The sequence below is a fragment of the Halorientalis brevis genome (genome assembly GCF_042678165.1).
Taxonomy (GTDB): Archaea; Halobacteriota; Halobacteria; order Halobacteriales; family Haloarculaceae; genus Halorientalis; species Halorientalis brevis.
Window position 1 is genome coordinate 85,132 of record NZ_JBHUDJ010000009.1, and the last position, 25,022, is coordinate 110,153.

Below are 25,022 nucleotides of genomic sequence, written 5' to 3' on the forward strand. Positions count from 1 at the left end.
GTAGGCAGCCGCGCTGCTGTGCGAGATCGCCCGCACGGTCGGCTCGTCTGGGGGCACGCTCCCCGGGTCCTGGGCGTGAGCGCTGGGTGTCGCGGGGAGTTTCACTCGACACGGAGATGTCCCGGGCGACCGCGGTGTGTGTCGGGCCCGTACTCGTGACGTGTGGGGGTCGGGTCGGGTGGTGTGCGTGGCGGGCTCGTCGCGAGCACCACGCCGGGACGCAGCCGTTGGGCCAGCCCGGCGTGGTCTTACCAAACAGTGCGTGCCTGATTTCTTTCTGTGTTTGGTAAGATCGGTGGTGCCGGGCCAGTCTGTTCTGAGGACCTGTCGCCACTGCCGGCGACAAAGTCGCCTTGTCGGATGTCGCTTCAATCAGCTAAGGTTCCCTCTGAAACCGTCCGTGATGGTGTCCTGCTCTCTGACGTTGTCCTGTTTCAACCCATCAAGGGTCCGTCTGGGGCCCTGGAAGGTCGACTCGGATACCCACGCCTGGATCGAGACGGCGGACAGCGAGCGTGCGCTCGAGCACCTCGCGGACTAACCCTCTCGCCGCTCTTTTTTTTGCGTCGGTGAGACACGCTGCTCGCTGGCAGATCTCACGGTGGATTTGAGTGGGAATTAACTAGCGAAGGGTCATCACGGGTAAGCGCTGTGCGCCAGCATTTCAAAACCGCTCGCGTGACCACGTCGACCGGTTCGACCTCGATACACGAGGGGACTCGTGTGTTCGCAGTCGGAGGTTCGTGAAAGTGATTCTCCGGAGCATGCGGTTCTGGATGACGGTCGAACCGAAAGTCAATGCCATCTGACTCGGTATAGTGGAAGTTGTAGCAGTCGCGTTCGGTCCAGACGATATCGAATCGACCACATGCGCTCTCGCCAAACCCTTTGTCGACGGTGATATTCAGTTCCGGCCGCGGATCCAATCGATCACTGAGATCGTGATGGGTGACCAGTGGCTCGTGTTGCAGAAAGATATCACGGATGCGTTGGAGGGCCCCGTAGTCGATTGGGCCCGTATTCCCGGTCAAATACGACATTTCTCAGACAACCACTTTCCGTGCGTCATGGAAGCTGATCGCTGCTTTCGTGAGATAGAGGTTCTTCTGAGCGGTCTGCCACGTCGTATGGTCATCCCAGCCCTCGTGGTCGTCTGGATCGAGTTGCTGTGCGAGTTCTGCCGGTGATTCAACGCCATATGTCGTCCGGATCTCGCTCACAGTCTGCTTCAGTTCCTGCAGTGTCTCGATCAACTCGTCTTCGGAGTACTCGTCGTGAAGCTTCAGCACCTGCTGATAGATATACATCTGATCGTTGCGCTTGTACAGTGCGCCCTGTCCACCCTCGATTTTCTCGACGAGTCCGATCTCAGTGAGCTCGGTGAGTTCATCACGGACTACCGGCTTGCTCGCTCGTGCTTGCTCGGCGATCTCGGATGCTGGCGTGGGCTCGGTCGTTCGCGTGATGACAGCCTTAATTCGCTCTCGTGTCGTTGTCTCGCTCTTCCAGTCAGCCACTGCCGCCTCGTTCACGTCGTCGTACTCCTCGATTGGGTCAGATTTCATGCATCCTCTCTGTCTCCGTTCCCAGTGCGTAGCTAAGATATGGTTCCGACCGGAAATATATCTTATCCACAGTCGGCTCTCTCCGACGGCGAACACACTGCCTGGATCCGTACGAATCAGTTACTGTAACAGTCTGCACTGGTCACGAGGGGCGGTGAAGACGTCCGACGCTGGGGGATTCGATCGGTGTGTGGAGTGCGTCGAGTTAGGCCTCCCGGTCAGAGCAAGTCATTCGGTGGATACTGAGTACTGTGATACTGACGTCTGCATTCTGGTCATCCTGCATCGAGTTCCACCGTCGATGCTTCGGTCGTGCAGGAGAGCACTGTTCTCTGACCGGGTGTCGCGGGGGTTGCCAGACTATTCTGTGGGCCATCAGGGAACCAGTTAGACACGCCATCGAACAGTCCCTGGAAGGTCGACGCAGACACCCACGCGTGGGTCGCGCGGATCGACTCCAGTCGCGCACTCGACATGCTCGACGAACCCGCTCTCGCCGCTCTTTTTTTGCGCAGAAGACACGATGGAGTTCTGGTACGTCGGCGGTTCAGTGGGCCAGGCAGCCGAGCGACCGTTCCCCGGTTGCAAACGGCGGTGCTCCGCGCGCGGCGCCACCGGCCACCGCCCACTGTGCGGTCGGTGTCCGGTGTCCAGGCACCGCCTGGACGATGGGTCGCTGCATCGGCGCTGCGCGCGCCGAGCATCGGTCCATCGTGCTCGGCCGCTCACGACACGTCGCGACCGACCTGCGCGCGATCCCGCGCCGCGAGTTTCAGCTGTGACGTTGCGCCGGCGGCACTTGAGGGTCGACGTCGACGCTAGTCTTGATGAGAGCGTCGACTTAGGGTCAGGCTGGGACCGACCGATCCGAGTCGGGGCGCATCGAACCCGGACCTGCTGTGGCGGCCAGGCAACGAGCAGGTGGGGAAACAGGTGTGGCGAGCCGGTGGATCCAACAGTGAGTTTAGACGTGGCTGTGGGGCAGAGTGAGTGCGACAGTGGGGCACCCAGGCCAGCGTAGAGAGGATCGAAAATCGACGAGAGGTAGGTCAGCGAGCGTATGATTTTCAGGTGGCAGATCCGATTTCGGGGGCCGATTCTGGAGGGCAAGATAAAGGGGTACCACACCACAGTCAAAATCGCAAGACGGCAGTCGATCCAATCTACCACACACCACAAAATCTGTGCTAGATTGGGTGCTAGACCGGTGCAGTCCTGCGGTTTTCGAAAAATCTGTGCTAGATTCCACCACCGTAATATAGCAGACAAATAGACCGGATCGAGATCCGATCGCACGCTCGGCAGGACGCGTAATCCGTCGGACAGTAAGCAACACAGCCCCATAGTGTCAAAAGTGGATTATTTTGGAGACACAAGCCACACCAGTATTCTCCGGTGGTCGATTCCCGCTCTCCACACCAGCAGATTCACGGCTGAATGACTCTCGCAATGGCTGCTGGTAGGTGGAGTTTCAAACGGTGGAGTCCCCGCTCCATGATCGCCGGTAGTCGAGCCACTATAGCTAAATTATCATCGAGAACAACGCGACTGACTTGCGACCCAAACTCAGTGATCAGCCGAGACTGGAAGGATCCAACGTAGGTTACTCGTCTTCATCTTCGTCGTCGTCCGAGAGGATCTCGTCCTCGATCGGGGATGCCTGGACGAGCGTTCGCAGCCAGCCCTCGACATCACGGAAGTCCACGAGTGCCTCGGTGTAGCCGACACCGGCTTCACCGGGCGTCGCGTCCTGTTTCACGAAGGTGATATCTTTCTCGTTCATGCCGAATCCATCACGGGCGATTTCCCGATCCAGTTTCGGAGTGTTAAAGAATTCGACAGTTGAACACTGGCCGGTAATCGTCTCCCGATGGCTATCGGCTTCTTGGTCAGTCGTCGCGACGAACTCGTCGGGATCCTGGCTGACGAACCACATCATCGCGTCGTGATGACGCCAGTGGCGAGCCGCTCGCTGAAGCCACTGGACCATCTCGTCGGAGTGCAGCAGGTAGTGCGCCTCGTCGATCACGAACATCGTCTGACCGGGCGCGCGTTTGACCGTCTGGTACGCCTGGGTGAGCATCAGATGGAGCATCGCCGACTTGTCGGCGTCGCCCTGTCCTTCGATCTGCTGGAGGTCGAGATACGTGACCTCGCCCGGATCGATCGACACCTCCGTCTCACCCCGGAGATGGTTGTACTTGCCCGTCTCTTTGAACCCCGAGAGGTAGTCGAGCAGCTCGGCAGCCTGCTGAGCTTTGTGCTCTTTCTCCCGCTCGGTATCACCCATCGTGAATCGCCCCGGGTGGCGGGCCATCTCCTTGGCAGTCTCGATGAAGTCATCCAGGGTGGGTTGCTCATCGACCTCGATATCATCGGGCGTGATCCCGTGGTCGATGAACGTGTGCTCGATGCACTCTTCGATGGTCGAGGAGTATTTGTCTGGGTCTGGTCCGCTGATACTGACGATCCTGGCGATGAACTCCCGCCCACTATCCACGGCCATGCGGAACGGGTCAACCGAGATATCGGTGTTTTCCAGCACCGCTTCGGGTGGTTCTTCGACATCGAGCGGGTTGATCGTATCTGCCCCGTCGACGACGATGTGCTCCCCGTTACACAGGTCGACGATGTCGTCGAACCCACCCATCGTATCACAGAGGATCAGCGTCCGGTTCCCCGGATCCGCGGCCCACCAGCGAAGGGCGCGCTTGCCGACGGCATAGGTTTTGCCTGACCCACTCGGTGCGATCGTCAGCTGGTGGGGAGCTCCACCGCGGTTGAACGGGTCCGCCTTGAGCACCGTCCCGTTCTGGACAGAGCGCCCGTACTCGACGCCGGAATCTTCCTGCATGTACCGGGTCGCCGGTGGGAACGTCGCTGCTGGCGTCCCGCCGAGCGTCATGCGATACCGGTTACGGAACGAGTTGTCGTCGTAGACATCCCGACCGACGGGTCCACAGGACTCGAACATGAGCTTCTGCTTCGAGGCCGGCGCCAGCGCCATCATGTCCGCTGGCTTCGATTCAAGGATATCGTGCACCTGGTCGGCTTTCTCGTCCAGCGCCCGGATCTTGTACAGGTCCATCGTCGAAGCCTGATCGTCGAGCAGTTCGTCAATGCGTTCCTCAGCTTTGTCCAGGGCCGCCTCGTTGCCCACCCGGACAGTGACGTAGGCATTGATGTCCCAGGGCTGGGTGTTGGACTGCTGCAGAAGCTTGTACATCGTCATGTACGTGTCGAGATCGTCCGTAAGCGCAACCGACGACACGTCCGTCTCGGCCTCGCGTTCGACCGCTTCAGCGTCGATCTCGGCGATCAGATGTTCGAGTTCGTGAATGGTCGACGCCCGGTCGCGTGGGCGGCACTTGATGTTGACATCCACGTCGACGCCCTGAATGGTGTAGAGGTCCTGCAGGAGCATCGACTCGGGGTTCGCCGGCCAGGACGCCAGCCAGAACGTCTTACAGAACTGATCGCCGACACGCACGAATCCGGTGTCGATATCGTACGATTCCGGCGCCAGGCGATCCTGCAGCCCGACAGACTGGTGACGCTCGTACAGGTCCTCCGGGTTGGCGCCGTCAGCAGTTGTAGCCTCGTCACCGACGGATGGGATTCGTTCGACGGCAGCCAACAATCGGTCAGGCATGACCTGTGTAGCCGTCGCCAGTCGTGAGCGGTCAGGACCACCTTCAGCGGTGTCAGACTCATCTTCTGACTGATCATCACTATCTGAGTCTTCTTCAGGCGCTACCTGCGTAGCGCCACCGTCAGCCGCTTTCCCGCCGGGCTGGTTCGAACGAACAGTGACCGGCCCGGTCTGGGTCGACTCCAGATCCACGTCACCCTCGACGTGGTCAGGGACGTCGCCGGTGTCCATCCACTCCCGGATGTGGGGCCACGTCGACACCGACGAATCAGTGCATACCTGCTCCTGCGAGAGGGAATTCGACTGTTCCGTTCCCGTCCACTTGTCGGCGACCAGCGCTGCCAGTTCCTCGGGTGACACCCGGTCGACGGAGACACCGTCGATCGGCGAGAACACGTCGTGTTCGAGCGTGGAGAGGCGACGGTGCAGGGTTTCGACCATCTTTTTCCGTCGTTTCTGTTCTTCGAGCGTGTCATCCGTGAGGAACGGCACGAACAGTTCGAGCAGCCGACGCCCGCGAGACTGGACTGTCTGTTTGCGGACGGAGACCTCCTCCGGTTTGACCTCCACACGAACGTAATGCCGCCACTTGCGAGGTTGCCAGACCGTCTCCTGTTCCTCGTGCCACTGGTCGATATCGTACAGCAGGTTCCGGAGATCGAACCACTCGGGGCCAGCCAGTTCCTCGGAATTGGCGGCCTTTCGGTAGGGCTCCGTGATCTCCGCTGGATCAACCCGCGACGTCGTCGAATAGAACTCGAAATTGAAGTCCTTGATGTCTTCGTCGATACCCTTCGCGAGTTGCCCGACGAGCAGGTTCAGTTCCGACTCGGTGGCCTTGTCCGTATTCCGGCCGTGGAGCCGGACGAGCCCGACCAATCGGCCGTCAGCCATCTTAACGAAGCCGTTGCTATGGATCTGTTCGACGCCGTGGACCGTCTCTTCGGCTGCGGTCTCGTGACTCATCGGGAGCTGCAGCCAATTTTTGAGCTTCAGACGCGGTGCGTACAGTTTGTCCCTCGGACTCGTGAAGTCGTGACTGCTGAGTACCACGAGGAAGGCAGTGAGCGCCAGCAGGACACCCAGCGCGATGACGAGAGCGCTGCTCATGCCGGAGAGAAGGAACAGGCCGGCGACGGCCACGAGCACACCCGGGACCACTAACACGAGTTCGGCCGCTGGGATCGGACCGAGTTTGATGCCCGTATTCACATATGGCGGTACGACCTGCGTCGGATCGCGATCGATCTGTTGCTGTGGCATGAGTGATTACCTCCGTCGGCCATCGCGGTCGAGAATCTGGTCACGGCGAATCTGCTCTCGGCGGCGACGCTCTCTACTCATTCGCTGAGAGGGCGATCGATTCCCGTGCTCGTCGTAGGGCCGGCTGGCACGGCCGCTCTGAGCGGGAGTCTCATCGCCATCGTCACCACCACCGCGCCCGTCGGCACCGCTGTCATCTCCGGTCAGTCTTCCTCTGGGCAGCCGGTTGTTTCGCGGGAGCGCAATGGGGTTTGCAGCCGTCCCCCGTTCGGCCGGTGGCCCTGTCGCGCGGCCTCGGGGGAGTCGAGCGACTACCCCACCGCCACCCCCGCTACCTCCTTCCGGGTCCGGATCATCGTCATCGGACCGGAATCGTGAGCTAACCGCCGACAGCGTCGCCGCGACATCGCGACCCGTCTTTTTCACCTGCTCCTTTCGCTTCTCGTACCGCCGTTCGGCGTTTCTGTAGTGCCGGCCGGCGTACTCGGCCTTGTGGCCCAGGTCACGCATCCCCAGGTCGACCCCGGCACCCATCGTGATCTGTTTGAGCATCGCATACGGGAGCAGAACCGTCGCGAACAGCACCCCGCCGGGAATCATCAGCAGCGACATGACCGTGCCCTGGACTGACGCCTGCGTGAAGTCGACTGAGAGTAACAACCGAAGGATGAGCCCCTGAGCCACGTTCAACACGAGCAGCCCGCCGTACAGGTTGACGACGAACTGTCCCACACTGTGCAGATACCCCTCTTTGAACGAGACTGCGGCCCACCCGAGCGGCCAGAGGTAAATCACCAGTAGCAGCAGGAACACCTGCACCGTGATCACGAGCAACCCAATGAAGCCGATTGCAGGGAACAACACGACGATAACGGCGTTGATGAACAGGCCGTAGCCGAACTTGGCGAAGTCGGTGAAGCCACCAGAGAAGACATCGAGGAACTCGTTGGCACCGGGCGCTAACCCGTCCGACAACGTACTGGCGACGTGTAACCCGAAGGGGGCGATGAACCACGTGAGAAAGACCATCGAGAACGACAGGCCCCAAGTCTTCCACGCCTGGCGACGTCGCACGGCGTTGCTATACCGGAAGTTGAGCGCCCCGGAGAACGCCAGCATGATGACGGCGAGGGCGATATTGATCTGCGTCGCCTCGTACACGTCACCCCAGAGCGTGTTTTTCGCGTTCCCACTGCTGTCGACGGGGACCCACGTCGACGGATCAGTCGGGTCACCAGGAGCCGGCACATACGTCGCCAACTCAACGGTGTCGCCGAACAGACCGACGAATCCCGAGGCAGCCGACGATAGTATCCCACTCAGCACCTCATGGCCCGTCGCGATCGGATCTGTGATAGCTGGTGGTAATTTATCATAGATATTCTGGGGCAAATCCGAGATACCGCTCTGTATGCCCCCGAGGGTGTCAAGGATGGAGCTAAGTACGCCATCACTTCTCCCGTCAGCGCTCTCGTTCTGTGCCACTGCGACGCCAGGCACTGTCGTACACAGTACTACCAGTGCCAGCAATGCAGCCACCAGACGATTGTTGTCCATCAATTACTGATATTCCGCAAAGTCATCTCTGGAGCTACTGCTCCGTGGACAGCACCCGTCAGAACATGACGGGCGCGAGGACCAGGACGTTCGAGAGGTCCACACACGAGAGCGTAACGAGGCCCACCTGATCGAGGATCGCTGCAAACACTCCCGGCATGAAGGCCCCCACCAGCGTGATTCCAGCCCCCTTCAACTGTTCCTGGCCCTCGCGCTTCTTTTCCGTCCGCGGGCTGCCATACTTATTGAAGGCGAGCGTCCCCCGGTAGACCGCAAGCAAGACCAGAAAGATCGTGATGAGCCCCAGTCCGATCACGATCAGCTCACCGAATCCGGTCTCACAGACTGCTGTCCCCGCCTGATCCGCACCTGACTGTAGGACAACTGTCTCCCCCAGCATCGATGGCAAAGCCAAGACTGTCATCGTGTATTTATTTCAATCCAATTGCCTAGTTAATTTTCACCGCGGCTATACACTGTGTTTTAAGTCAGATTTCTCCAGTCAAAGTGTAGTTTCTCCCCGATTTGGTGGCTCAAAATTAGTTCATGTCGTTGAGTGGCCTCACGTGAGGTGAGTGAGAGCGAGTTTGTTTCCCTCGAGAAGAGTGGAGCAGTCCAATGACCAGCAAGCGATCGACACTCGCGAAATTCAGCGAGACCGACAGCGACCTTGATCCCTCAGCAGTTGCCGTCGCCCGGTGCTCTCGACTCACTTCGGTTCCAGACCGCGACACTGTCGGATGGGAAAGCGGAGATGAGGAATGGGGGCTCACCACCCGCCGACCGACCGCACCGATCAGGACCGGCGCTGGGCCAGTGAGTCCTCAGCAGGTTCGATGGGTCACCGATGGGAACGTCGCAGCCTACGTCGACGACCACGGCGACGGTGAGGTATGGCGGATTCCGGACACCTTTGACCAGTTCAGCGAGATTGGGACGTACGTCTCCTACGTCGACGGACGGGCTGAGCAGTACGGCTACGGTATCGACGGCCAGAGTCTCGAAAAAGCGTTCCGTGCGTTGACCGGCGGTGGCCGCTACGATGCATCGGATTATTCTGTGATCCCATGTGGTCGCCAGCCCTGGATTCTCTCGGGCCCAGAGGGGACGCTGTTGTGCAGCTGCTTCCCCGTCGACCGTCCATCTGACGAGAACCAACGACGAACCAGCACGATCACGCCAGCTGGCCAAGCAATCGAGATCGAAGAAGAAAACTCCCTGGTTCTGGCCGGCGCCAGCCACTTCGTTGAGTTGCTTACCGAGGCAGAAGGTGTCGAAATCCTCGAAGCCGAGTATGACCAGATCCGTAATCGGACCATGCATATCTTCCACGGCGGTGGTGCCAACTGGAAGATCAGCGCCGAGGACCTTGCGACGCTCGGTCGAATCGCACTCGATCCAGCATCGGTTCCAGTCGCCCAAGAGCGAATGGTTCAACCACCGAACAGCACTGGAGAGATCTCTGTCGAATGGGACGGGCCAACTCACCAGGTTGGTGAACGCGTCAACGACGCTATCATCGCCGGCTACGAGTTTACCTGGGAAAACCCGGGCGACACACTCGAATGCGTAGCGACGGTTCGGACCTACCGACTCAGAAACTCACACAGCCGCTATCGAGTCGACTATCATTCAGATCGACTTGCTGCAGTCGTTCCGAACTAGCCACGTAACAGGACTAATCGTTATTAATGCGGCAACATCATTACATATAACCCTAGCGGGAGCCAGCGGTTTGTTCTCCCCAAGTGGGGTGCAGGCATGGACTACTACGATGATACATTGAACGACCACGAACGATTTGAGCGCCGTCAGCTAGCTCAAGACCGGGACCGTCGACGGCAGGGTGTACTCTCCATCGACGAGCAGCGGGCCGCACAGATCGTACGTGCCCTCCGTGAGCAGCACATCGTCGACGTGCAACCAGAAGGACAGCTGTTAATCCACACCCCAACAGGAACGAAGTTCGAGGACGATCGTGCTCTGGTGTACTTTCACCGGGGCTGGCAAGCAGCAGACGACAGCGATAGCTGACCGACGCCGTCAATGTCTTCCCAAGCTTACCATCGTTGACGTACTGCTGTTCCCACTCACGGCGGGCTTCGAGTTCGCGGCGACCCCGTCCGGTGATCGGTTGACTGGTCGTTCGGTTGTCGATCGGACCGTGTAGCTGTCGACTACTGCTTTGAGAGCACGCCAGGCAGAGTTTATTCTCCCCGCTGCGGGTGCGGGAGCGTTCCAGAGTGAGCGTTCCGCGGACTACCAATGTCGACGAGAAACACCGACACGACTGACGAACTGGCTCACCAGCAGACGACGTCCTTCGACGATACTGACGAGCGTGCCGATGAGATGCGTGAGCAGCTGGACGCCTGGGTCGAAGACCTCGCAGATCTCGCCGACGAGGCACTCGCGAGCGACCAGTTTCAGGAGTGGCTGGACGTCCAGAGCAAGTTCCACGACTACTCCCACCGGAACACATTGCTCATCAAGCTGCAGTGCCCCGAGGCCACGAAGGTCGCTGGGTTCTGGACCTGGAAAAACGAGTTCGATCGCTCCGTCAAGAAGGGCGAGTCGGCGATCTGGATCTGGGCACCGATCATCACGAACCGCTGTCCCGAATGCGAAAACTCGCCGTCGTATCACGAAGGAAGCGACTGTGACTACGACGAGACTGAGCCCGAAGAGTGGTCCGAAGGGCTCGTCGGGTTCAAGCCGACGTCGGTGTTCGATATCTCCCAGACCGAGGGTGAGCCACTGCCCAAGCTAAACACAGATACTCACGGTGAAACTGATGGTCTCGTCGACGCGTTGCTCGACGCCGGCGAGGCGCTCGGATTCGATATCGAGATCGTCGACCCATCTGACTGGACACACGGGAACGCCAACGGGGTCTGCGAACGGCGGAGTCCGACCACCACCCGTCCAGTGATCGAAGTGGTTGACCGGGACAACAGTGCCGACCTGGCACGAACGCTCATTCACGAGTTCGCACACGCGATCCTCCACTTCGAGCCGGATGCCGACGAAGACGAAGCAAAACTGGAAGTTGAAGCCGAAGCTATCGCCTACATCGTCTGTCGGTATTTCGGCCTCGATGCGGACAACTCCAGGTTCTACCTGGCTGCCTGGGATGGGGATGCACCCGAGACGATCCATGATCGGCTCGCTCGAATTTCCCGGACTGCCGAGGAAGTGATCACTGCTGTCGATGAGTGAGGGGAGATAGACAGCAGTTGAGTAATTGAATTCACCCCTGAAAAACTACAAGACCATCCTGCTGTATACACGGCGCGTATGCAGCACGTCGCACACCGAGAATCGAGGTCGTCTGATTCAGTCAGTACAAACCTTGAACTGCTCTGGCTGCGGAGGGATTTTGAGTCTCCATCGGCTATTAGTCGTGGTGTCGGACGATTGTTCTAGTGGGGACTCTTCTTGGATGCATCCAATCAGAGCCAGACCCACGGCCGTTTGACCGAGTGCAGGACAGCGTCACAGGCCAGTCACGGACTCTCGGCGTCGGTAATCAGCTCATACTGATGAGGGACACGAATCGATTCAGTGTATCGCATGTTCGACCTGACTGGTTTCCAGCGCGATATCCTGTACCTCGTCGCTGGCCTTGACGATCCGCATGGCCTCGCCATCAAAGACGAATTGGAGTCCTACTACGAGGACGAAATTCACCACGGCCGTCTGTACCCAAACCTCGACGAGTTGGTCGAGAAGGGACTGGTCAACAAGGGCAAGCAAGATCGGCGGACCAACATCTACAAACTTACTGACCGCGGAACTCGTGAGCTCGAAAATCGTCGTGAGTGGGAACAACAGTATTGCCAAGACGTCCCCGTCCAGCCAGCCTGAGACAGATAGCCGTCGACGGCACGACCGGCTAGGCTATATCGAGGCTGCTTGTCAACTGGTGTTGCAGGTCCCCACCTGTATAGAAGCGGTCGACGATAGCTGACTGGTGGCGGGGACAGGCTGGCACGATGACGACGCCGTCGCCGACTGACAGCACTGGGTGTGGTGGGTTGTGTGGCGCAAGCCGACACCCTGGACAGACGATGCCGCCCGCTGGTCGGTGTGGGATGATGCGTGGGGTATCCTCTGTGGTGTAGCCACATTGTTCGGCAAACTGGTCAAGGTGGTCATCACACCCGATAACCGGGACTGTCAGGTGATCGAAGAGCAGGTAGCTGACTGTCTCCCACCCCTGCGATTCCAGTGCTGCTGCACAGTCGTCACAGTGGATCGGTGGCCGTGACGCTGGACTCTCTGGCTCATGCTCAGATAGTTCGCAGGGACTCATTAGCAGTGTATCAGTACGATGGACGCGAGCCAAGTAAGTTATACGACGTTACACCGTCACGCCAGCGAACCTGCTGCAACAGGTCCGCTGCGAGCGACCCCGACCCGAACACATCTAGCGGAATCATTCGTGTCGGGCACCGCTGACGCGGTGCGCTTGTCTTGTTCGACTCTATAGCGACCGCTCAGCAGTATCAACAATCACCTACGGATGAGCGATCTGCGTTTTTTTATTCAAAAGACGCGACCGATGAGGACCTCAAAACCATGTGGATTCGATCTCCAGAGAGTGAGACCATCTAGTTAACAGATCAGAAATGACTGGCAACTTATCGGGCTGTATCCGACGATAGCGTCGAAGTGTTCTCTCTGTCCGCAGTAGTGGTCCCATTGCTATCTATCCATACACGAGACTCAGTAACGGGAAAGGTTCTCGCACCAGGTGTGCGTTTTATATCTTGAACGCCTTTGTGATAGCATACGAAAGCTGTTAGATTTCTCAACGGTCAGTAGGCAGTTCTACTGACCGGCTGATTCATCCGAATCGGTGTGAAACCGACGATGGCCGACTGCTGACTATATCCTCTGAATTCAGCACGACACGTCTGACAGAAAGTGGAGAGTTTTCAGTGACCCTGCAAGATGCACAGCGCGTATTCAGCGGCGGTAGCGCTACAGTCCGTGGATGGGCCGGGAGGACAAATAATCAGTGACTCGGATAATCGTCTCACAGCCGTGTTGAGTCGCGAGCCAGACGAATTGAGAGGGTGCTGAAGACCGTCTGAGGGGATTGATCCGAATCCGGTATCATCAACCAGCTTGACGTTGAGGGGAGGATACTATGAAGGATAGTACCGTCGAACGGGGACAACGGTGGCCGGACGTCGATGTCTCCACGCTCCTCGGTGCCGACCACGAGGCGTTCGAGGCGGCCCTCTCGGGCGAGGAGGGCGGGCCGGTTGCCGTCGTGGGCGATCCCTTCTCCGGACGCAGGTCCGTCCTCGACCGTGCTGTGCGAGAGCTGGACGCAACCCGGGTTAGCCTTGACCCGGGCGACGGGGTCGACCGAATCCGGCCGCGGATCAACCGGGGACCAGTCGTGATAGAGGACTGCCACCACCTGTACGAGCGTCGTATCGGCGGCTTCGAGGAGCTGTCTGCGTTTCTCGACGAGCTGGTGGGCGTCGACGCGACTGTGGTGACCGGCTGGAACCGGTACGCGTGGGCGTACCTCGAGTCGATGCAGGACCTCGACCGGGAGTTTCCCGTCACCGTCGAGATCCACCCCCTTTCCGCAGACCGGATCGCGGAACTCGTGCTCGATCGGTACGACGAGATGCCGACGTTCGTCGCAGACGACTCCGAGCGGAGCGGCATGGTCGTCACGACGCGCCACGAAATTGGCTGGCGGGACTGGTCGGTATCGGTGCCGGTCCCTACGCTGAGTCCAGGTGCAGTCAAGTCCCTGTTTTCGGATGGAAATCTGGATCCAAAGGACGTCACGTTCGGCCGGCTTGCTGCGGTCTCGAACGGGAACCTCGGTGTCGCCACGGCCATCTTGGAGACCCGTCACGGGTCGGAGGTGCGCCCGAGCGACATCGCCGTTCCCACCTCCGGCCGGGACATGGACCGCGAGGAGGCGTTCTGTCTGCGGATCGTGCTCGCGAAAGAGCGGGTCGACCGGGAACAGCTCACGGGAATCGTCGACGGACTCGACCGGGTCCTCAGGCGCCTCGCGCGCGACGGTCTCGTCACGGTCGAGGACGATATCGTGGAACTGGTACCGGCGGCAGTGCCGGCCGCCGCGCCGGCGATCGAACGGGGGAAGATAATGTGACCGCGCTCCAGGCGCTGATAGACCTGGGGTCAGTCCAGGGGACGATCACCAGAATGGTGGGTGTGCTCGTCGCCGCGTACCTGGCCACTCGGGTGGTCGGGTACCTGTTCACGCTGGTCGCCGAGCGCGTTCCCCGCCGGCGGCTCAGCATCAAGATCTTCAATCCGATCGCGCGGGTCCTCATTTACGGAACCGCGACGTATCTGATTCTGGGACCGTTGCTCCAACTATCGCCCTCACAGTTGCTCGCAGTATCGGGACTGTTCGGGGCGGCGCTGGGGCTCGGCCTCAAGGACCTCTTCGGGGGGATAATCGGTGGGCTGGTGCTCGTCTCCGAGCGTCCGTACGAGATCGGCGACAAGGTCACCATCGGCGGCGACTACGGCGAGGTAACCGATATCGACCTCCGCGCGACGAAACTGCGGACGCCCGACGACAGCATCGTCAGTATCCCGAACGCAACGATGTTCACCGAGAACGTCTCGAACGCCAACGACGGCGACCCGGAGATGATGGTTGTCGTCGAACTCGCGGTCACCGCCTCTGCGGACGTCGAGCGAGCGAGCGTGATCGTCAAGGAGGCCATGGTGACCTCGAAGTACGTCTTCGTCGACGACGACCACCCGTTCGTGGTCTTTGTCGAGGACGAGACCTACTATCGGACGATTCGCGGCAAGGCGTATGTGGCCGACCTGCGCGACGAGTTTGCGTTCGCCTCGGACGTGACGGAGCGCTCGATGGCCGCCTTCGCCAGCGAAGGGATCGAAATGCCCGAGGCGCCCCTCCATGACTCCGAGCACCGCTGACTCTGCGTGTCGCCTCTCGGTTTCGTCCGATCGAAGTCTGTGTCACGGAGGTCGATCCTGGAGCTGATCACTTCTCATGCCCGGCTGGATGCCTGCTCGTTGTAACGACTCGGCTCACGCTTTCTCTCCCGAAACGAACACTGGATTCTGCTGAATAGATGCTCTAAGTCGGCACCGCCTGTTCTGACGATAGCCTGGGACTTCGTTTCAGCGTCTGCTACATAGAAACGCAAATCGTGCATTGGGAGTCCGTTGGCCAGCCAGGCAAGTCACCTTGACTGTTCGTCCCTGGACTGGGAGCGGTGCTCGGGAGGGTGTGTCCGCAGAGCGTGTCGGGGAGCGACCTGTCGATTACCACTTCACCCGGATTCCCTTCTCGTGGAATCGCTACGGGCCTTTATTGTCGTGCCCGCTCTACTATCGGTATGGCACTCGACGTATCCATCCCAGAGCCACCCGATCTCTCGAACCGGGGGCGACCGAGCGGTTTCGACTGGGAAGAATCGGAGACCCTCGGATCCGAGGACTTCTACCGCGAGGATCTCGAGAACCTCCTCCAGGAAGGCGCGTGGCGTGAGGGGTTCGAGGAGTGGGCGGAGTACACGGATCTCGACGAGGAGGAGGTCCGAGTCGTCGACGACCTCGACCTATTCCAGGCCTTCGACTTCTACCGTGATCCAACGGACGACCACCTCCGCTTCGACGCCCCGACGGTGCCTGAGGACTGGCGCGAGCGCGACGTGACCGACTCGCTCGATTCGAGTTCGGTCTCGGCCATCAACGGCGAATTACATGACCTCGGCCGGGCCGTCCACGAGACACTCCAGAACTACCTCCAGCGGACCCGCGACGCCTCCGACCGGAACGAGGAACCCTTTGGCGAGCGCGAGGAGTAGAGCGAGGTAACGGAGGAACGCGGGCGGTAGTAAGGTGGGCGTGGGTGAGACGGAGGGTGGAGTGGCGGACGGTAGTGAGCCGGGCGGTGGATTGGCGGGCGTTGGTGGGTCAAGAAGCTCTAGGAAGGTGATTCGGGATGAAACCCGAACCGTAGCTAAATCCACCGAATACCGGGCGCGAACTACATGGGTCGTGCTCTCGAGCCATTGGCGACTCAGGAGGACCTCTCGATCCAAGAGGTCTACACCCAGCAGTGGGAACCGAAGACCGGCAACAGCGCCAGGGCCGCCGGGACCGGGTTCGTTGGCGACTGGGTCGTTTTCCTGGTCTTGGGGAGTGGCTTCGAGATCTGGGTCAGTCGGGAGGGGAAGTTCGACCCACATCTCTGACAGGCAGCCCTACTGTTATCCGCCTGAATCCCCTACAGTGGCATATGGCAGATGATGAACAGGGCCGAGATGAGCAGGCGGATGATCAAAAACGTCGCCAGCGAGAGCGGATGCAAGAGGAAGCACGTACCCGCGCCGATGAAGAAGAGCCGATGCGCGTCAACTCCGGTGAGGGGCTTGGTGATCTTGACGAAGCGCTCAAATCGCACGACTATCCAGCCACGACAAATGAGTTGGTTGAGGCCTATGGCGATTATGAACTCGAAACTCAGGACGGCAAGAACTCCCTGGAGGACGTACTCGCTTCAGCTAATGACGAAACATATGACTCAGCTGAGGACGCTCACAGACGGATACTGGGGCTCATAGGGCGATAGCACAACGGTCCGATATACACAGCTCGCAAATTGGACCGCCCGCGCTGAGATAAACTCCGTCTGTGGTTACCTCTCTGCTGAATCCACTCCCTGTATCCCGCACGTTGTTGCTACTAGAACCCGAGTAGGTTTGGCGACCATGCTGCATACAGGGCGCGTACTTAGCGGTGTGACTCGATTGTGATAATCGGGTTCCCTCTTTTGTTGGCAACAATTGTTACAGTCGTCGTATCAGCCTCAAACTGGAGGACCATATTGAGATTCTGTTCCTGAAAAAGCCCGTCAAGGGCGTCTGTATTAATATCTTCACTGATGCACCATTTCTGGTCGATTATATCCTCGTCGTGAGCCTCTGCAATCGCCGAGACGACTGCTAGGCTTAGTGTCTCGTCCTCGTCTGGCTCGTAGTAGAGCTCTTGTGTTTCTTCCATACTGCTAGTGGGACAGTCAACGCAAAATCCGCTATTGCTATTATTTGACGGGATTTCACATTATTAACCTTATTTTTAGGCGACTTCCAAAAGGAAGATCTGGAAAACGGTCGGTTCATCCACTAACGTTGACTACTCAACCTGTACTCAACACGGCGTGATTCCGCTCAGAACACGGTGGAGGATGTCGCTCACTTACTTACATTTTGCCGGGTCTGCAATACATTCGAGGTGCTTGATGCCCAATGGCCACCAAATGCAGTCCATCGTTTAGACTCTCGAACCCAATGTTCCCTACCGCGTGAGAACGCGGCTCGGTCCCTTGATTACCCGACTTGGGCGAACTCTCGGAGAGCCCGAGTACCGTCTCCGTGATACCGAATACGTCGGCACCGTCCAGCAGCCGCTGGATGAGTTCACGGGGACACTCCAGAAACACGGATTCGAGTGAGACCCGCTAGCGTGGTATCACCAGCCGGCAGTTGGATCGGAACCAAATGGTAGCTGGACGTATCGACAGTCTTTGCTGGCTGACAGACAGATTCACGTCATCCTCATCGCCCACTCGCCGGATTATATCGACGTTTTCGCCCACACGGAGTACAGTTGGCTGCGACACCCGATCAAACACCTCCGACAGGTCGGCATCGAGCGGAAAGCCGGTCGTGGCAAAATGCGGGAATGGATCGAGAGTCACAGCATAGAAGTCGATGTCAACTCGCGTCGCCGGCGACGGGTCACAAACGCGGTAAAAGACCTCCGCAAGTACCTTGTGTCAATCAGTCAGTAGCGTGGATTCAACTAATCTTCGATGCGGGGGGCGAGCTGTGCCGCACTCGGTGTTTTCCGGAATTCAGCACGCTATCCGATACCCGTCATCTATGCGATAGCTCAGCATGGCCACTTGCCACTACTCCCCGCCCCGGACAACGTGGCCGTACTTCAATAGGGCAACGAACACAACCCCGCCAACCGCGTTTCCCATCGTGGCTAACGTGAGGAACGATACATAGTCAATCACTGATATCTGGGGCGACAGAAAAACGCCGAATAGCACCTCGACGTTACCGGCAATCGAATGGGGGAGGTGGAGGATCGCGATAACACCAGTGACAATAAAGATGATAATGAGACGGCTTGTCGTCTCCTGGGCAGCGGTAACCAGCCACGCGAGCAGTCCCATCAGCCACCCCGCAAGCACGCCAGCGACGAATAGCCATGTGAAACCGTGGGTAACGAGTGAGAGACCGATAGTTTCGAAGGCTTCCGGCGAGGCGACACCCAGATCGGGCAGCTGCGTAACGATGAGTGCGACGAACACTGCACCGCCGACGATATTACTGACGTAGACCAAGCCCCAGAGACGGCCGAGTTCCGCGAGTGACGCTCGTCCGTCGAGGACCGGCATCACGGCCACGGTCGTATGTTCGGTGAACAGTTCTAATCGTCCCAAGATGACAAACATGAATCCGATAGAGTAGACACTCGCAAGTAGCAACTCCGTCCCGAGATCACCATACCCACCCGGTGAGAGGGTGAGTATCACCGCCATCAATACTGGACCAAACCCAATATCCAGACCAGCAGACAATCCAGAAAGTAACAATCCGTTCGTCTCGCGGTTGATTTCGTGGAACCCGCTTTCAATCAACGAATCGAGGACCTCTGTAACTCGCGTTGGATCAACCGAGTCCTTGCTTTCCGGTCCTGATTCTTTCACACACTTCCACTGAGTCCGTCGCTGCAAAAGCATAGTGACCGAAGCGATTGACCTCCTCCTCCGCGTGAACAGAGAGGGATCAAAGATCCCTCAGGCAGCCGGCCGTAGGCCGGCGACACGGAGGAATCCTACCACGGGATTTCAGGCCCAGCGTTGCGGCCTGTTGGTTTCAAGACGCATACCCCCTGCTGGGTTTCAGCATCGTCCCCAGAAATCTCCGATTTTCGAACGACCTGCGTGACCGGGCCACAGCCCTAGAGCGAGGGAGAAAACGAGAGTTTCGCCGGTATGCTGCCGGTTCCCTCTGAGTGTGGGTTGGAACCGGTACGGTCTGTTTCCGCAGGCCGATCATCCGGTAGCCGGATGCCACGGCCGTCAGGCCGTGGAGGAGGTCACTTCTGGTAGCGACAATATATTTTCACACAATTCGGGCGTAACATAGATACCCATCAATCCTCCGAGGTTGTGACGCAGTGAGAATGGGACTCTCAATTCATAGCGAGTCTGTCACAGAAACGCGCCTTATACCCCGGCAGTACTCAGCATACCGCTGCTTCCAGGTTCGAGGGGAACAAGCATAACCGTCCAGCGCCCCTCCTTGTACAGGGTACCATATGGACATCTCAGAGGTTCTTTCGACAAAGTTCACGGAGTTCGACATCGGCACACCGCTCTCGAAGGTCGCAGGGTCGTTCGAGAATCAGGAACTCGATGCCGTCGTCGTAACGGACGGCGACGAGTATCGCGGCGTCGTCAGTCGCCGACAGCTGGCGTCCTCGTCTAACCAGCCGTCTGCGAAGGTCGGCTCACAGGTACAGCACGTCCCGACTGTCGACCGCACTGAGGACGTCCGCGAGGTTGCACGGCTCATGATCGGGAGCGACGCCAAAACGCTCCCCGTGCTCGATGACGACCGCGTCGTCGGTGTGGTGACCGGCGATTCCGTCCTCGAAGCTGTGCGTCCGTTTCTCGACGCGGTGACCGTCGACGACGCCTACACGGAAGAGTTGATCAGTGCGACTCCTGACACCACGATCGGGAAAGCACTCAATATGCTTCGAGAAGCCGGTATCGCCCATCTCCCGGTCGTCGACGGCGAGGACCTCGCGGGAATGTTGAGCCTGTACGACGTCATCGAGTTCACGACGCGAGGCGGCAACAAGAGCCAGGGTGGGTCGTCGAGCGGGTTCGGTGGCCGAGGCGGTGGTGGACAGAACCGCGGTGGGTTCGGCGCGCGCGAGGGCGATGCTGACCGGATGCTCGATCTTCCGGTACGGAACCTGATGTCCGACGCGGCCGCGACGGTCGAACGGAGCGCCCCGCTCGACGAGGTCGTCGAGACGATGTTCGACCGGGAGATCTCCTCTCTCGTCGTCACGGCCGACGACACCGATGAGCCGGTCGGTATCATCACGAAAACGGACGTCATCGAGGCGCTCACCTGGGAGCGCGACGACCAGAACGCCGTGCAGGTGTTCGGGCCCGACCTGCTAGAGGGGATGACCTACGACGACGTCTCCGCGCTCATCGAGGACATGACCTCGAAGTACGGAGACATGAGCGTAATCAAGGCCAGCATCGAACTGCAGGAGCACAAAGAACAAAGTCGGGGCGTGCCGCTGGTGCTGGCTCGAATTCGACTGGTCACCGACCGCGGCTATTTCACGGCCGACGGGGAAGGCTACGGTGCATCCCACGCCCTCCGGCTCGCAGCGAACGCAGTTGAACGCCAGCTTCTCAAGGGGAAGACCTACGGCCAATCGAAGAAGCACCCCGACACGGAGGAGCAGGAACAGCTCTACGGCTGGTGGATCGGTGGGTGACTAGACGACGTCCAGCCCACCTCCCGATAGCTTCCCTATCCGCTGGAAATGTGTGCTCCGTCGAAACATCAGTGACTGGTAGGAACCCCATGCTGAAGACAGAAGAGCCGTTTCAGCACGGGAGTTCATTTTATTCCACACGATTTGTGGTAAATCACCCGATGACTGCATCCAGTGTCGTGACCAGATAATCTTATTCTACGAAGTAGACAGAATCCAAGTGATATCCATAGTATCCTCCTTTCCTCAAGGGAGGTTACTTACTAGATGGGATTTCTTGAATCATTTGGGACATTAGCGAGTTGTATCATCGCGGCACTCATCATGCTGGCGTTTGCTATTCTCAGTTTCTTTGTGACGGTGTTCATCGTGCAGGTTGGTGCTGGACTGGCCGGCTACGCACCGAGTGGCGACTTCGTTGTGCTGTCGGCCGCGCTACTGGCAACAGGTACCATCGTTGCCGGTGCTACGCCGATGACGAGTCTGAGCGACAGTAGCGAGTGGTATTGAGCGCGCTGTCGACGGCGGGATTCCCTCGCTGACTCACACCGCTTTCGCGGTGGGTAGCTCAACTCGCGCAGAACCGTTCGTCTCACACGCGGACGCCCCAGAAGAACGCGATCCCGAGGACGGTAACGATCGAGAGAAGGAACTGTAGCGGAGCGCCGACGCGAATGAAATCAGAGAACCGGTAGCCGCCAGGCCCGTAGACGAAGAGATTCGTCTGGTAGCCGACGGGCGTCATGAACGCCGTCGAGGCGGCGAACGTGACCGCCAGGACGAACGCGAACGCGTTCGCCCCGATCGACTGGGCAGCGTTGGCAGCCACCGGGATCATCAACACGACGCTCGCGTTGTTGCTGATGACACTCGTCAACAGCCCGGTCGCGAGATAGAACACCCACAGGACGCCGATCGGCGGCAGAAATACCGCCGTCGCAGCGACGGCATCGCCGAGCAGCGCCGCAGCGCCCGTCTGCTGTAGTGCGATCCCAAGCGGGATGACGCCTGCGAGGAGGAAGATCACGTTCCACTCGACGGACGAATACAGTTCGGTCGGCTTGAGGACGCCGGTGAAGATCATCGCCACGACGCCGGCAAGTGCCGAGACGACGATCGGGAGGACGTTCAGTGCCGGTAATGCGACCACGCCGCCGATGATGCCGACAGCGAACGGGATCTTCTCGCTCCGGTAGGACACCTCGTCGAACTCGTGGGCGACGATGAAATCCTCGTTCTCGACGAGTCGGGTGAGGCTATCGGGCGGTGCCTGCACGAGGAGCGTGTCGCCGACGCGAATACGGATGTCCTCGAAGCGATCCCGGACGACGTCACCACGGGTGCGAAAGGCCAGAACGTGCGCGTCGTACCGCTGTCGGAAGGTCGAACTCGCCAGGGTTTCGCCGACGAGGAACGATCCCGACGGAACGACGACTTCGACGAGCACGGGTTCGTCCTCCTCCGGATGCAGGTCGTCCTCGGTTGGCGGCCCGCCCGACAGTGTAAGTCCTTCCGCGTCCATGATGTACTCGAGCGTCTCTCGGTTCGTCCTGAGCCGGAGCGTGTCGTTTTCGTGGATCTCCTTGCGAGCGAGCGGTTCGTCGAACCGCTCACCGTAGCGGATCAGCTGTAATACGTCGATATCGAGGTCGTCGTCGCCGAGCGCCTCTCCGACAGTCTGGCCGACCAGTGGCGAGTTCGCCGGGACCACCACGTCAGCGAGGTACTCCTGGAGGGCGTACTCCTCGACGAGGTCCTCGTCAGCCGGAATCCGTTCGGGAAGGAGGCGAACGCCGATCGTCATGAGATAGAGCGCACCGACGGCGAAGACGATGACGCCGAGTTTGGTGAACTCGAACATCCCGAACGCGTCCAGCGCGAGGCCGGGTGTCTCCGCGCCGAGTTGGGCCGCGATATCGCTCGCGAGGATGTTTGTCGACGTTCCGATGAGCGTGAGCGTCCCCCCGAGCATCGACGCGAACGACAGCGGCATCAGGAGCTTCGAGGGAGAGGTGTTCCCCTCGTGTGCGAGGTCGGCGATCACGGGGACCAAAATCGCGACGACCGGCGTGTTATTAATGAATCCTGAGACTGGGCCAGTGACCCCGACCGTCGCGGCGAGCTGCTTGCGCCGGTCGGTCCCGGCGAACTCGGCCATCTTCCGGCCGATCAACTGGACGAGGCCGGTTCGATTGATCCCCGTACTCAGGATGAGCATCGCCAGTACCGTGATCGTCGCCGGGTTCGCGAACCCCGAGATCCCCTCCCGTGGAGAGATCTGCGTCCACGGTTCGAGTACCATCAACAGCACCATAATCAGGATGGCGGTGACGTCGATCGGAAACCGCTCGGTCGCAAAGAGAACGAGTGCGAGGAGAATGAGGGCGAAGACGACGAGCATCTCGGCCGTTACCGGTGTTGAGGCCAGACCCTGAACTGCCAGAAGATTCAACGAGAAAGACATACCGAAAAAAGACGCTAACAACGGAAAAGAACTGGTATTGTCACCGTCTTCTCTGTGCCCTGGTAGACTCGCTTTGTGCGATTCAAAGAGTGTCTAGTACTATAGTTTCATTGTCTCTGATTTTGCAGTCTGACGTGATCGGCTATCGGTTTCGCTTGCTGATACTAGATATTCGCTGAGGCAGATGTCCCCACCGTTATCCGTGTGAAGACCGTAAGGTTGTTGATGACATCTTATCAACAAAAACGCGAGTCTAAGCCGTCTCGAAAGGCGACGCTTTACTGCCTCAACTGCGCTCATGAAAGCCCCATTGAGGGGGACTGGAGAGTCCAAGCGCACGGCGACCATGTCGATTACACGTGCCCTGAGTGCGGGACAAAAATCACTTCCCGTCGAACCAACATCAATTCGGCCGCACAGATCACGAGAAACCAGTTCTGCTGTCCTGGTGACTGAGATGTCGGATGTCTTTCTGTGCGCAGTACTGTCCACCCACTGAGCAGTCCGATCTTCCTCATTCACTTTGGACTGGATCGCTGAATTTGCGCCCTGTGTCTTGCGGGATTACTGAATCCTACCTATATCTACCAAAAGTATTGAGCTAAACTGCGAGCATGTAATCAGCAATCAGGATTCATCTATTTTGGGAATCGTCTCCGGGCGGTAGTCTCTGTCAGCGTCGCGGCACCGGCTCCCAGCTGTAACCTGAGGTTGGTCAGTCAGCCGAGAGATTGCTGACGAGTCGTGGGAATATCGAGTGGCCGAAATGGACCGTGAGCACCACAACAATCGGTCCGAGAAACAGTCCTGACCAGCCAAACGCCAGGGTGCCCAGGGCGTACCCGAGGAGCACGAGCCCCATGTGGACGCCGCTCCGTGCAGCCAGCCACGACCGGATGAAGAAATCCGGGATCGTATCGACGATGACCAGCGTGACGAGAAAGAAGACGAGCGGATGCCAGAGCGGCGTTTCTGTCGTCGCAGTCGTCCCGAGGAGGAGCGCGGTGTAGGGGATATACACGATCTTCATGCCGACAAGCGGGATGAGCGTCGCGATTCCGGTCAGCAAACCGAGGAGGACGGGGATCGAGACGACTGTGCCACCAGGAGCGACGAAGTTCAGCGTGTAGTACGTGAGGACAGCGATACCCCCCGATACCGCGATGATAGCGAGGTTCCCGAAGAAAACTGTCTCGAGGTCGTTGCTGACCTTTGCAACGAACTCGACGACCCGTTTGTCGTGGTCGACGCTCTCGAAAAACCAGTCGCGTACCTTGTAGTCGTCGCGGAGGAAATAAAAAAGGAAGATACTCACCAGAAATAGCTGTGTGAGCACGGCGAAGACGAGCCCAGCGATCGTGCTCACTCGCCCGAGGACGCGTCGGATAACCCGTCTGGCCGCCGGGGGGAGCGGCTGTTCGGGGTTCGTCACGAGCAATTCCCAGAGCCGCTGGAACTGCCGCTCACGCACGAGGCCGAGGTACGGTTGCAGGTACGCCCGAATGCCGTCGAGGGGATGCGTCGCGAGGAACTGGTTCAACTCTTGGAGCGCGATGATGACCGCGTAACCGGCGACGAGTAACATGGGCAAGACGACCACCAGCACCGTGAGTGTCACCGCGAGGTTCGGATGGTCGAGAGCAGCATTCAATCGGTGGTACAGCGGCCGCGTGGCGAAGTAGAGAAAGACAGCAAAGAGAAACGCGCCGATGTAGGTCGTCAACCCGACCACGATCACACTCCCGATCGCGATCCCGAGAAGCATCCAGACAGCTTGGCCGAACTCGAGTCGGTCGAACTGTCCCATAGGCTTGTATCGACCGCTAGCTCATTGAGTCCGGCGGTGGCACCGGACCTGTTTCACTAACTGCGAGCGGGCGTCCCCGCCAGCAGTCTCATCATCGTGGGGGCCAACTGTTCACATGGG

General features: G+C 59.1%; 21 protein-coding genes and 1 pseudogene. 12 read left to right on the forward strand and 10 right to left on the reverse strand.

Going from position 1 to position 25,022, the window contains the following annotated elements:
- Nucleotides 1-596 precede the first annotated feature (596 nt).
- The 5 genes from ACFR9U_RS21385 to ACFR9U_RS14690 all read right to left on the reverse strand — a co-directional run bounded on the left by ACFR9U_RS21385 (nucleotide 597) and on the right by ACFR9U_RS14690 (nucleotide 8,461).
- Nucleotides 597-1,040 (reverse strand): toxin-antitoxin system TumE family protein, encoded by a 444-nt coding sequence (locus tag ACFR9U_RS21385; RefSeq protein ID WP_465262020.1) that lies wholly within the window; start codon nucleotides 1,038-1,040, stop codon nucleotides 597-599.
- A 3-nt stretch (nucleotides 1,041-1,043) separates the two neighbouring features.
- Complete coding sequence (locus ACFR9U_RS14675) at nucleotides 1,044-1,565, reverse strand: DUF7342 family protein (RefSeq protein ID WP_247381601.1); 522 nt, start codon at nucleotides 1,563-1,565, stop codon at nucleotides 1,044-1,046.
- 1,603 nt (nucleotides 1,566-3,168) lie between these two features.
- Nucleotides 3,169-6,480, reverse strand: coding sequence for a VirB4 family type IV secretion system protein (locus ACFR9U_RS14680; RefSeq protein ID WP_247381599.1), 3,312 nt, complete (start codon nucleotides 6,478-6,480; stop codon nucleotides 3,169-3,171).
- A gap of 6 nt (nucleotides 6,481-6,486) precedes the next feature.
- A complete protein-coding gene (locus tag ACFR9U_RS14685; protein WP_247381597.1) occupies nucleotides 6,487-8,037 on the reverse strand; it encodes a hypothetical protein in 1,551 nt (516 codons plus the stop codon).
- Between the two features lie 58 nt (nucleotides 8,038-8,095).
- A complete protein-coding gene (locus ACFR9U_RS14690) occupies nucleotides 8,096-8,461 on the reverse strand; it encodes a hypothetical protein (protein WP_379814633.1) in 366 nt (121 codons plus the stop codon).
- A gap of 392 nt (nucleotides 8,462-8,853) precedes the next feature.
- On the opposite strand from ACFR9U_RS14690, the gene ACFR9U_RS14695 reads away from it, so the two are divergent.
- On the forward strand, nucleotides 8,854-9,702 hold the full coding sequence (locus ACFR9U_RS14695; protein WP_379814635.1) for a hypothetical protein: 849 nt from the start codon (nucleotides 8,854-8,856) through the stop codon (nucleotides 9,700-9,702).
- Between the two features lie 96 nt (nucleotides 9,703-9,798).
- Nucleotides 9,799-10,071: a hypothetical protein gene (locus ACFR9U_RS14700; RefSeq protein WP_247381590.1), complete on the forward strand. Its 273-nt coding sequence runs from the start codon at nucleotides 9,799-9,801 to the stop codon at nucleotides 10,069-10,071.
- A 31-nt stretch (nucleotides 10,072-10,102) separates the two neighbouring features.
- On the opposite strand, the pseudogene ACFR9U_RS14705 reads toward ACFR9U_RS14700, so the two are convergent.
- Nucleotides 10,103-10,201: pseudogene (locus ACFR9U_RS14705) on the reverse strand (PadR family transcriptional regulator); the annotation flags it as partial.
- A gap of 101 nt (nucleotides 10,202-10,302) precedes the next feature.
- Between ACFR9U_RS14705 and ACFR9U_RS14710 the strand changes: the two are divergent.
- The 7 genes from ACFR9U_RS14710 (at nucleotide 10,303) to ACFR9U_RS14740 (ending at nucleotide 16,657) form a co-directional block, all read left to right on the forward strand.
- Entirely contained in the window at nucleotides 10,303-11,256 is a 954-nt protein-coding gene (locus tag ACFR9U_RS14710; protein ID WP_247381588.1) for an ImmA/IrrE family metallo-endopeptidase, read from the forward strand.
- 354 nt (nucleotides 11,257-11,610) lie between these two features.
- Nucleotides 11,611-11,904 (forward strand): PadR family transcriptional regulator, encoded by a 294-nt coding sequence (locus ACFR9U_RS14715; RefSeq protein WP_247381586.1) that lies wholly within the window; start codon nucleotides 11,611-11,613, stop codon nucleotides 11,902-11,904.
- Nucleotides 11,905-13,192: 1,288 nt separating this feature from the next.
- Nucleotides 13,193-14,188 (forward strand): hypothetical protein, encoded by a 996-nt coding sequence (locus tag ACFR9U_RS14720; RefSeq protein WP_247381584.1) that lies wholly within the window; start codon nucleotides 13,193-13,195, stop codon nucleotides 14,186-14,188.
- Between the two features lie 53 nt (nucleotides 14,189-14,241).
- Nucleotides 14,242-14,994, forward strand: a complete 753-nt coding sequence (locus ACFR9U_RS14725; RefSeq protein ID WP_247381582.1) for a mechanosensitive ion channel family protein — start codon at nucleotides 14,242-14,244, stop codon at nucleotides 14,992-14,994.
- A 425-nt stretch (nucleotides 14,995-15,419) separates the two neighbouring features.
- A complete protein-coding gene (locus ACFR9U_RS14730; RefSeq protein ID WP_247381579.1) occupies nucleotides 15,420-15,890 on the forward strand; it encodes a hypothetical protein in 471 nt (156 codons plus the stop codon).
- A gap of 186 nt (nucleotides 15,891-16,076) precedes the next feature.
- Nucleotides 16,077-16,280, forward strand: a complete 204-nt coding sequence (locus ACFR9U_RS14735; RefSeq protein ID WP_247381576.1) for a hypothetical protein — start codon at nucleotides 16,077-16,079, stop codon at nucleotides 16,278-16,280.
- 44 nt (nucleotides 16,281-16,324) lie between these two features.
- Nucleotides 16,325-16,657 (forward strand): DUF5789 family protein, encoded by a 333-nt coding sequence (locus ACFR9U_RS14740; protein ID WP_247381573.1) that lies wholly within the window; start codon nucleotides 16,325-16,327, stop codon nucleotides 16,655-16,657.
- Nucleotides 16,658-16,818: 161 nt separating this feature from the next.
- Here ACFR9U_RS14740 and ACFR9U_RS14745 read toward each other — a convergent pair whose 3' ends face one another.
- Together ACFR9U_RS14745 and ACFR9U_RS14750 are read right to left on the reverse strand one after the other, a co-directional pair.
- On the reverse strand, nucleotides 16,819-17,088 hold the full coding sequence (locus tag ACFR9U_RS14745) for a HalOD1 output domain-containing protein (protein ID WP_247381572.1): 270 nt from the start codon (nucleotides 17,086-17,088) through the stop codon (nucleotides 16,819-16,821).
- Between the two features lie 910 nt (nucleotides 17,089-17,998).
- Nucleotides 17,999-18,808, reverse strand: coding sequence for a formate/nitrite transporter family protein (locus ACFR9U_RS14750; RefSeq protein ID WP_247381570.1), 810 nt, complete (start codon nucleotides 18,806-18,808; stop codon nucleotides 17,999-18,001).
- A gap of 614 nt (nucleotides 18,809-19,422) precedes the next feature.
- On the opposite strand from ACFR9U_RS14750, the gene ACFR9U_RS14755 reads away from it, so the two are divergent.
- The gene (locus ACFR9U_RS14755; RefSeq protein WP_247381567.1) at nucleotides 19,423-20,631 is read left to right on the forward strand and encodes a CBS domain-containing protein; all 1,209 of its coding nucleotides are present in this window, start codon (nucleotides 19,423-19,425) and stop codon (nucleotides 20,629-20,631) included.
- Between the two features lie 267 nt (nucleotides 20,632-20,898).
- Entirely contained in the window at nucleotides 20,899-21,141 is a 243-nt protein-coding gene (locus tag ACFR9U_RS14760; RefSeq protein WP_247381565.1) for a hypothetical protein, read from the forward strand.
- A gap of 82 nt (nucleotides 21,142-21,223) precedes the next feature.
- On the opposite strand, the gene ACFR9U_RS14765 is transcribed toward ACFR9U_RS14760, so the two are convergent.
- The gene (locus ACFR9U_RS14765) at nucleotides 21,224-23,032 is read right to left on the reverse strand and encodes an SLC13 family permease (protein WP_247381720.1); all 1,809 of its coding nucleotides are present in this window, start codon (nucleotides 23,030-23,032) and stop codon (nucleotides 21,224-21,226) included.
- A gap of 288 nt (nucleotides 23,033-23,320) precedes the next feature.
- Between ACFR9U_RS14765 and ACFR9U_RS21390 the strand changes: the two genes are divergently transcribed.
- Entirely contained in the window at nucleotides 23,321-23,551 is a 231-nt protein-coding gene (locus ACFR9U_RS21390; RefSeq protein ID WP_465262021.1) for a DUF8106 domain-containing protein, read from the forward strand.
- A gap of 259 nt (nucleotides 23,552-23,810) precedes the next feature.
- Here ACFR9U_RS21390 and ACFR9U_RS14770 read toward each other — a convergent pair whose 3' ends face one another.
- A complete protein-coding gene (locus tag ACFR9U_RS14770; protein ID WP_247381563.1) occupies nucleotides 23,811-24,902 on the reverse strand; it encodes an AI-2E family transporter in 1,092 nt (363 codons plus the stop codon).
- Between the last annotated feature and the right edge of the window lie 120 nt (nucleotides 24,903-25,022).

What these genes read in the sequence shown, in the direction of transcription:
- ACFR9U_RS14725 (WP_247381582.1), top strand. Translation starts at nt 14,242, where the DNA reads ATGGTGGGTGTGCTCGTCGCCGCGTACCTGGCCACTCGGGTGGTCGGG.
- ACFR9U_RS14745 (WP_247381572.1), bottom strand. Translation starts at nt 17,088, where the DNA reads ATGGAAGAAACACAAGAGCTCTACTACGAGCCAGACGAGGACGAGACA.
- ACFR9U_RS21390 (WP_465262021.1), top strand. Translation starts at nt 23,321, where the DNA reads ATGACATCTTATCAACAAAAACGCGAGTCTAAGCCGTCTCGAAAGGCG.
- ACFR9U_RS14770 (WP_247381563.1), bottom strand. Translation starts at nt 24,902, where the DNA reads ATGGGACAGTTCGACCGACTCGAGTTCGGCCAAGCTGTCTGGATGCTT.
- ACFR9U_RS14710 (WP_247381588.1), top strand. Translation starts at nt 10,303, where the DNA reads ATGTCGACGAGAAACACCGACACGACTGACGAACTGGCTCACCAGCAG.
- ACFR9U_RS14740 (WP_247381573.1), top strand. Translation starts at nt 16,325, where the DNA reads ATGGCAGATGATGAACAGGGCCGAGATGAGCAGGCGGATGATCAAAAA.
- ACFR9U_RS14720 (WP_247381584.1), top strand. Translation starts at nt 13,193, where the DNA reads ATGAAGGATAGTACCGTCGAACGGGGACAACGGTGGCCGGACGTCGAT.
- ACFR9U_RS21385 (WP_465262020.1), bottom strand. Translation starts at nt 1,040, where the DNA reads ATGTCGTATTTGACCGGGAATACGGGCCCAATCGACTACGGGGCCCTC.
- ACFR9U_RS14735 (WP_247381576.1), top strand. Translation starts at nt 16,077, where the DNA reads ATGGGTCGTGCTCTCGAGCCATTGGCGACTCAGGAGGACCTCTCGATC.
- ACFR9U_RS14680 (WP_247381599.1), bottom strand. Translation starts at nt 6,480, where the DNA reads ATGCCACAGCAACAGATCGATCGCGATCCGACGCAGGTCGTACCGCCA.
- ACFR9U_RS14685 (WP_247381597.1), bottom strand. Translation starts at nt 8,037, where the DNA reads ATGGACAACAATCGTCTGGTGGCTGCATTGCTGGCACTGGTAGTACTG.
- ACFR9U_RS14730 (WP_247381579.1), top strand. Translation starts at nt 15,420, where the DNA reads ATGGCACTCGACGTATCCATCCCAGAGCCACCCGATCTCTCGAACCGG.
- ACFR9U_RS14675 (WP_247381601.1), bottom strand. Translation starts at nt 1,565, where the DNA reads ATGAAATCTGACCCAATCGAGGAGTACGACGACGTGAACGAGGCGGCA.
- ACFR9U_RS14765 (WP_247381720.1), bottom strand. Translation starts at nt 23,032, where the DNA reads ATGCTCGTCGTCTTCGCCCTCATTCTCCTCGCACTCGTTCTCTTTGCG.
- ACFR9U_RS14760 (WP_247381565.1), top strand. Translation starts at nt 20,899, where the DNA reads ATGGGATTTCTTGAATCATTTGGGACATTAGCGAGTTGTATCATCGCG.
- ACFR9U_RS14715 (WP_247381586.1), top strand. Translation starts at nt 11,611, where the DNA reads ATGTTCGACCTGACTGGTTTCCAGCGCGATATCCTGTACCTCGTCGCT.
- ACFR9U_RS14755 (WP_247381567.1), top strand. Translation starts at nt 19,423, where the DNA reads ATGGACATCTCAGAGGTTCTTTCGACAAAGTTCACGGAGTTCGACATC.
- ACFR9U_RS14700 (WP_247381590.1), top strand. Translation starts at nt 9,799, where the DNA reads ATGGACTACTACGATGATACATTGAACGACCACGAACGATTTGAGCGC.
- ACFR9U_RS14690 (WP_379814633.1), bottom strand. Translation starts at nt 8,461, where the DNA reads ATGACAGTCTTGGCTTTGCCATCGATGCTGGGGGAGACAGTTGTCCTA.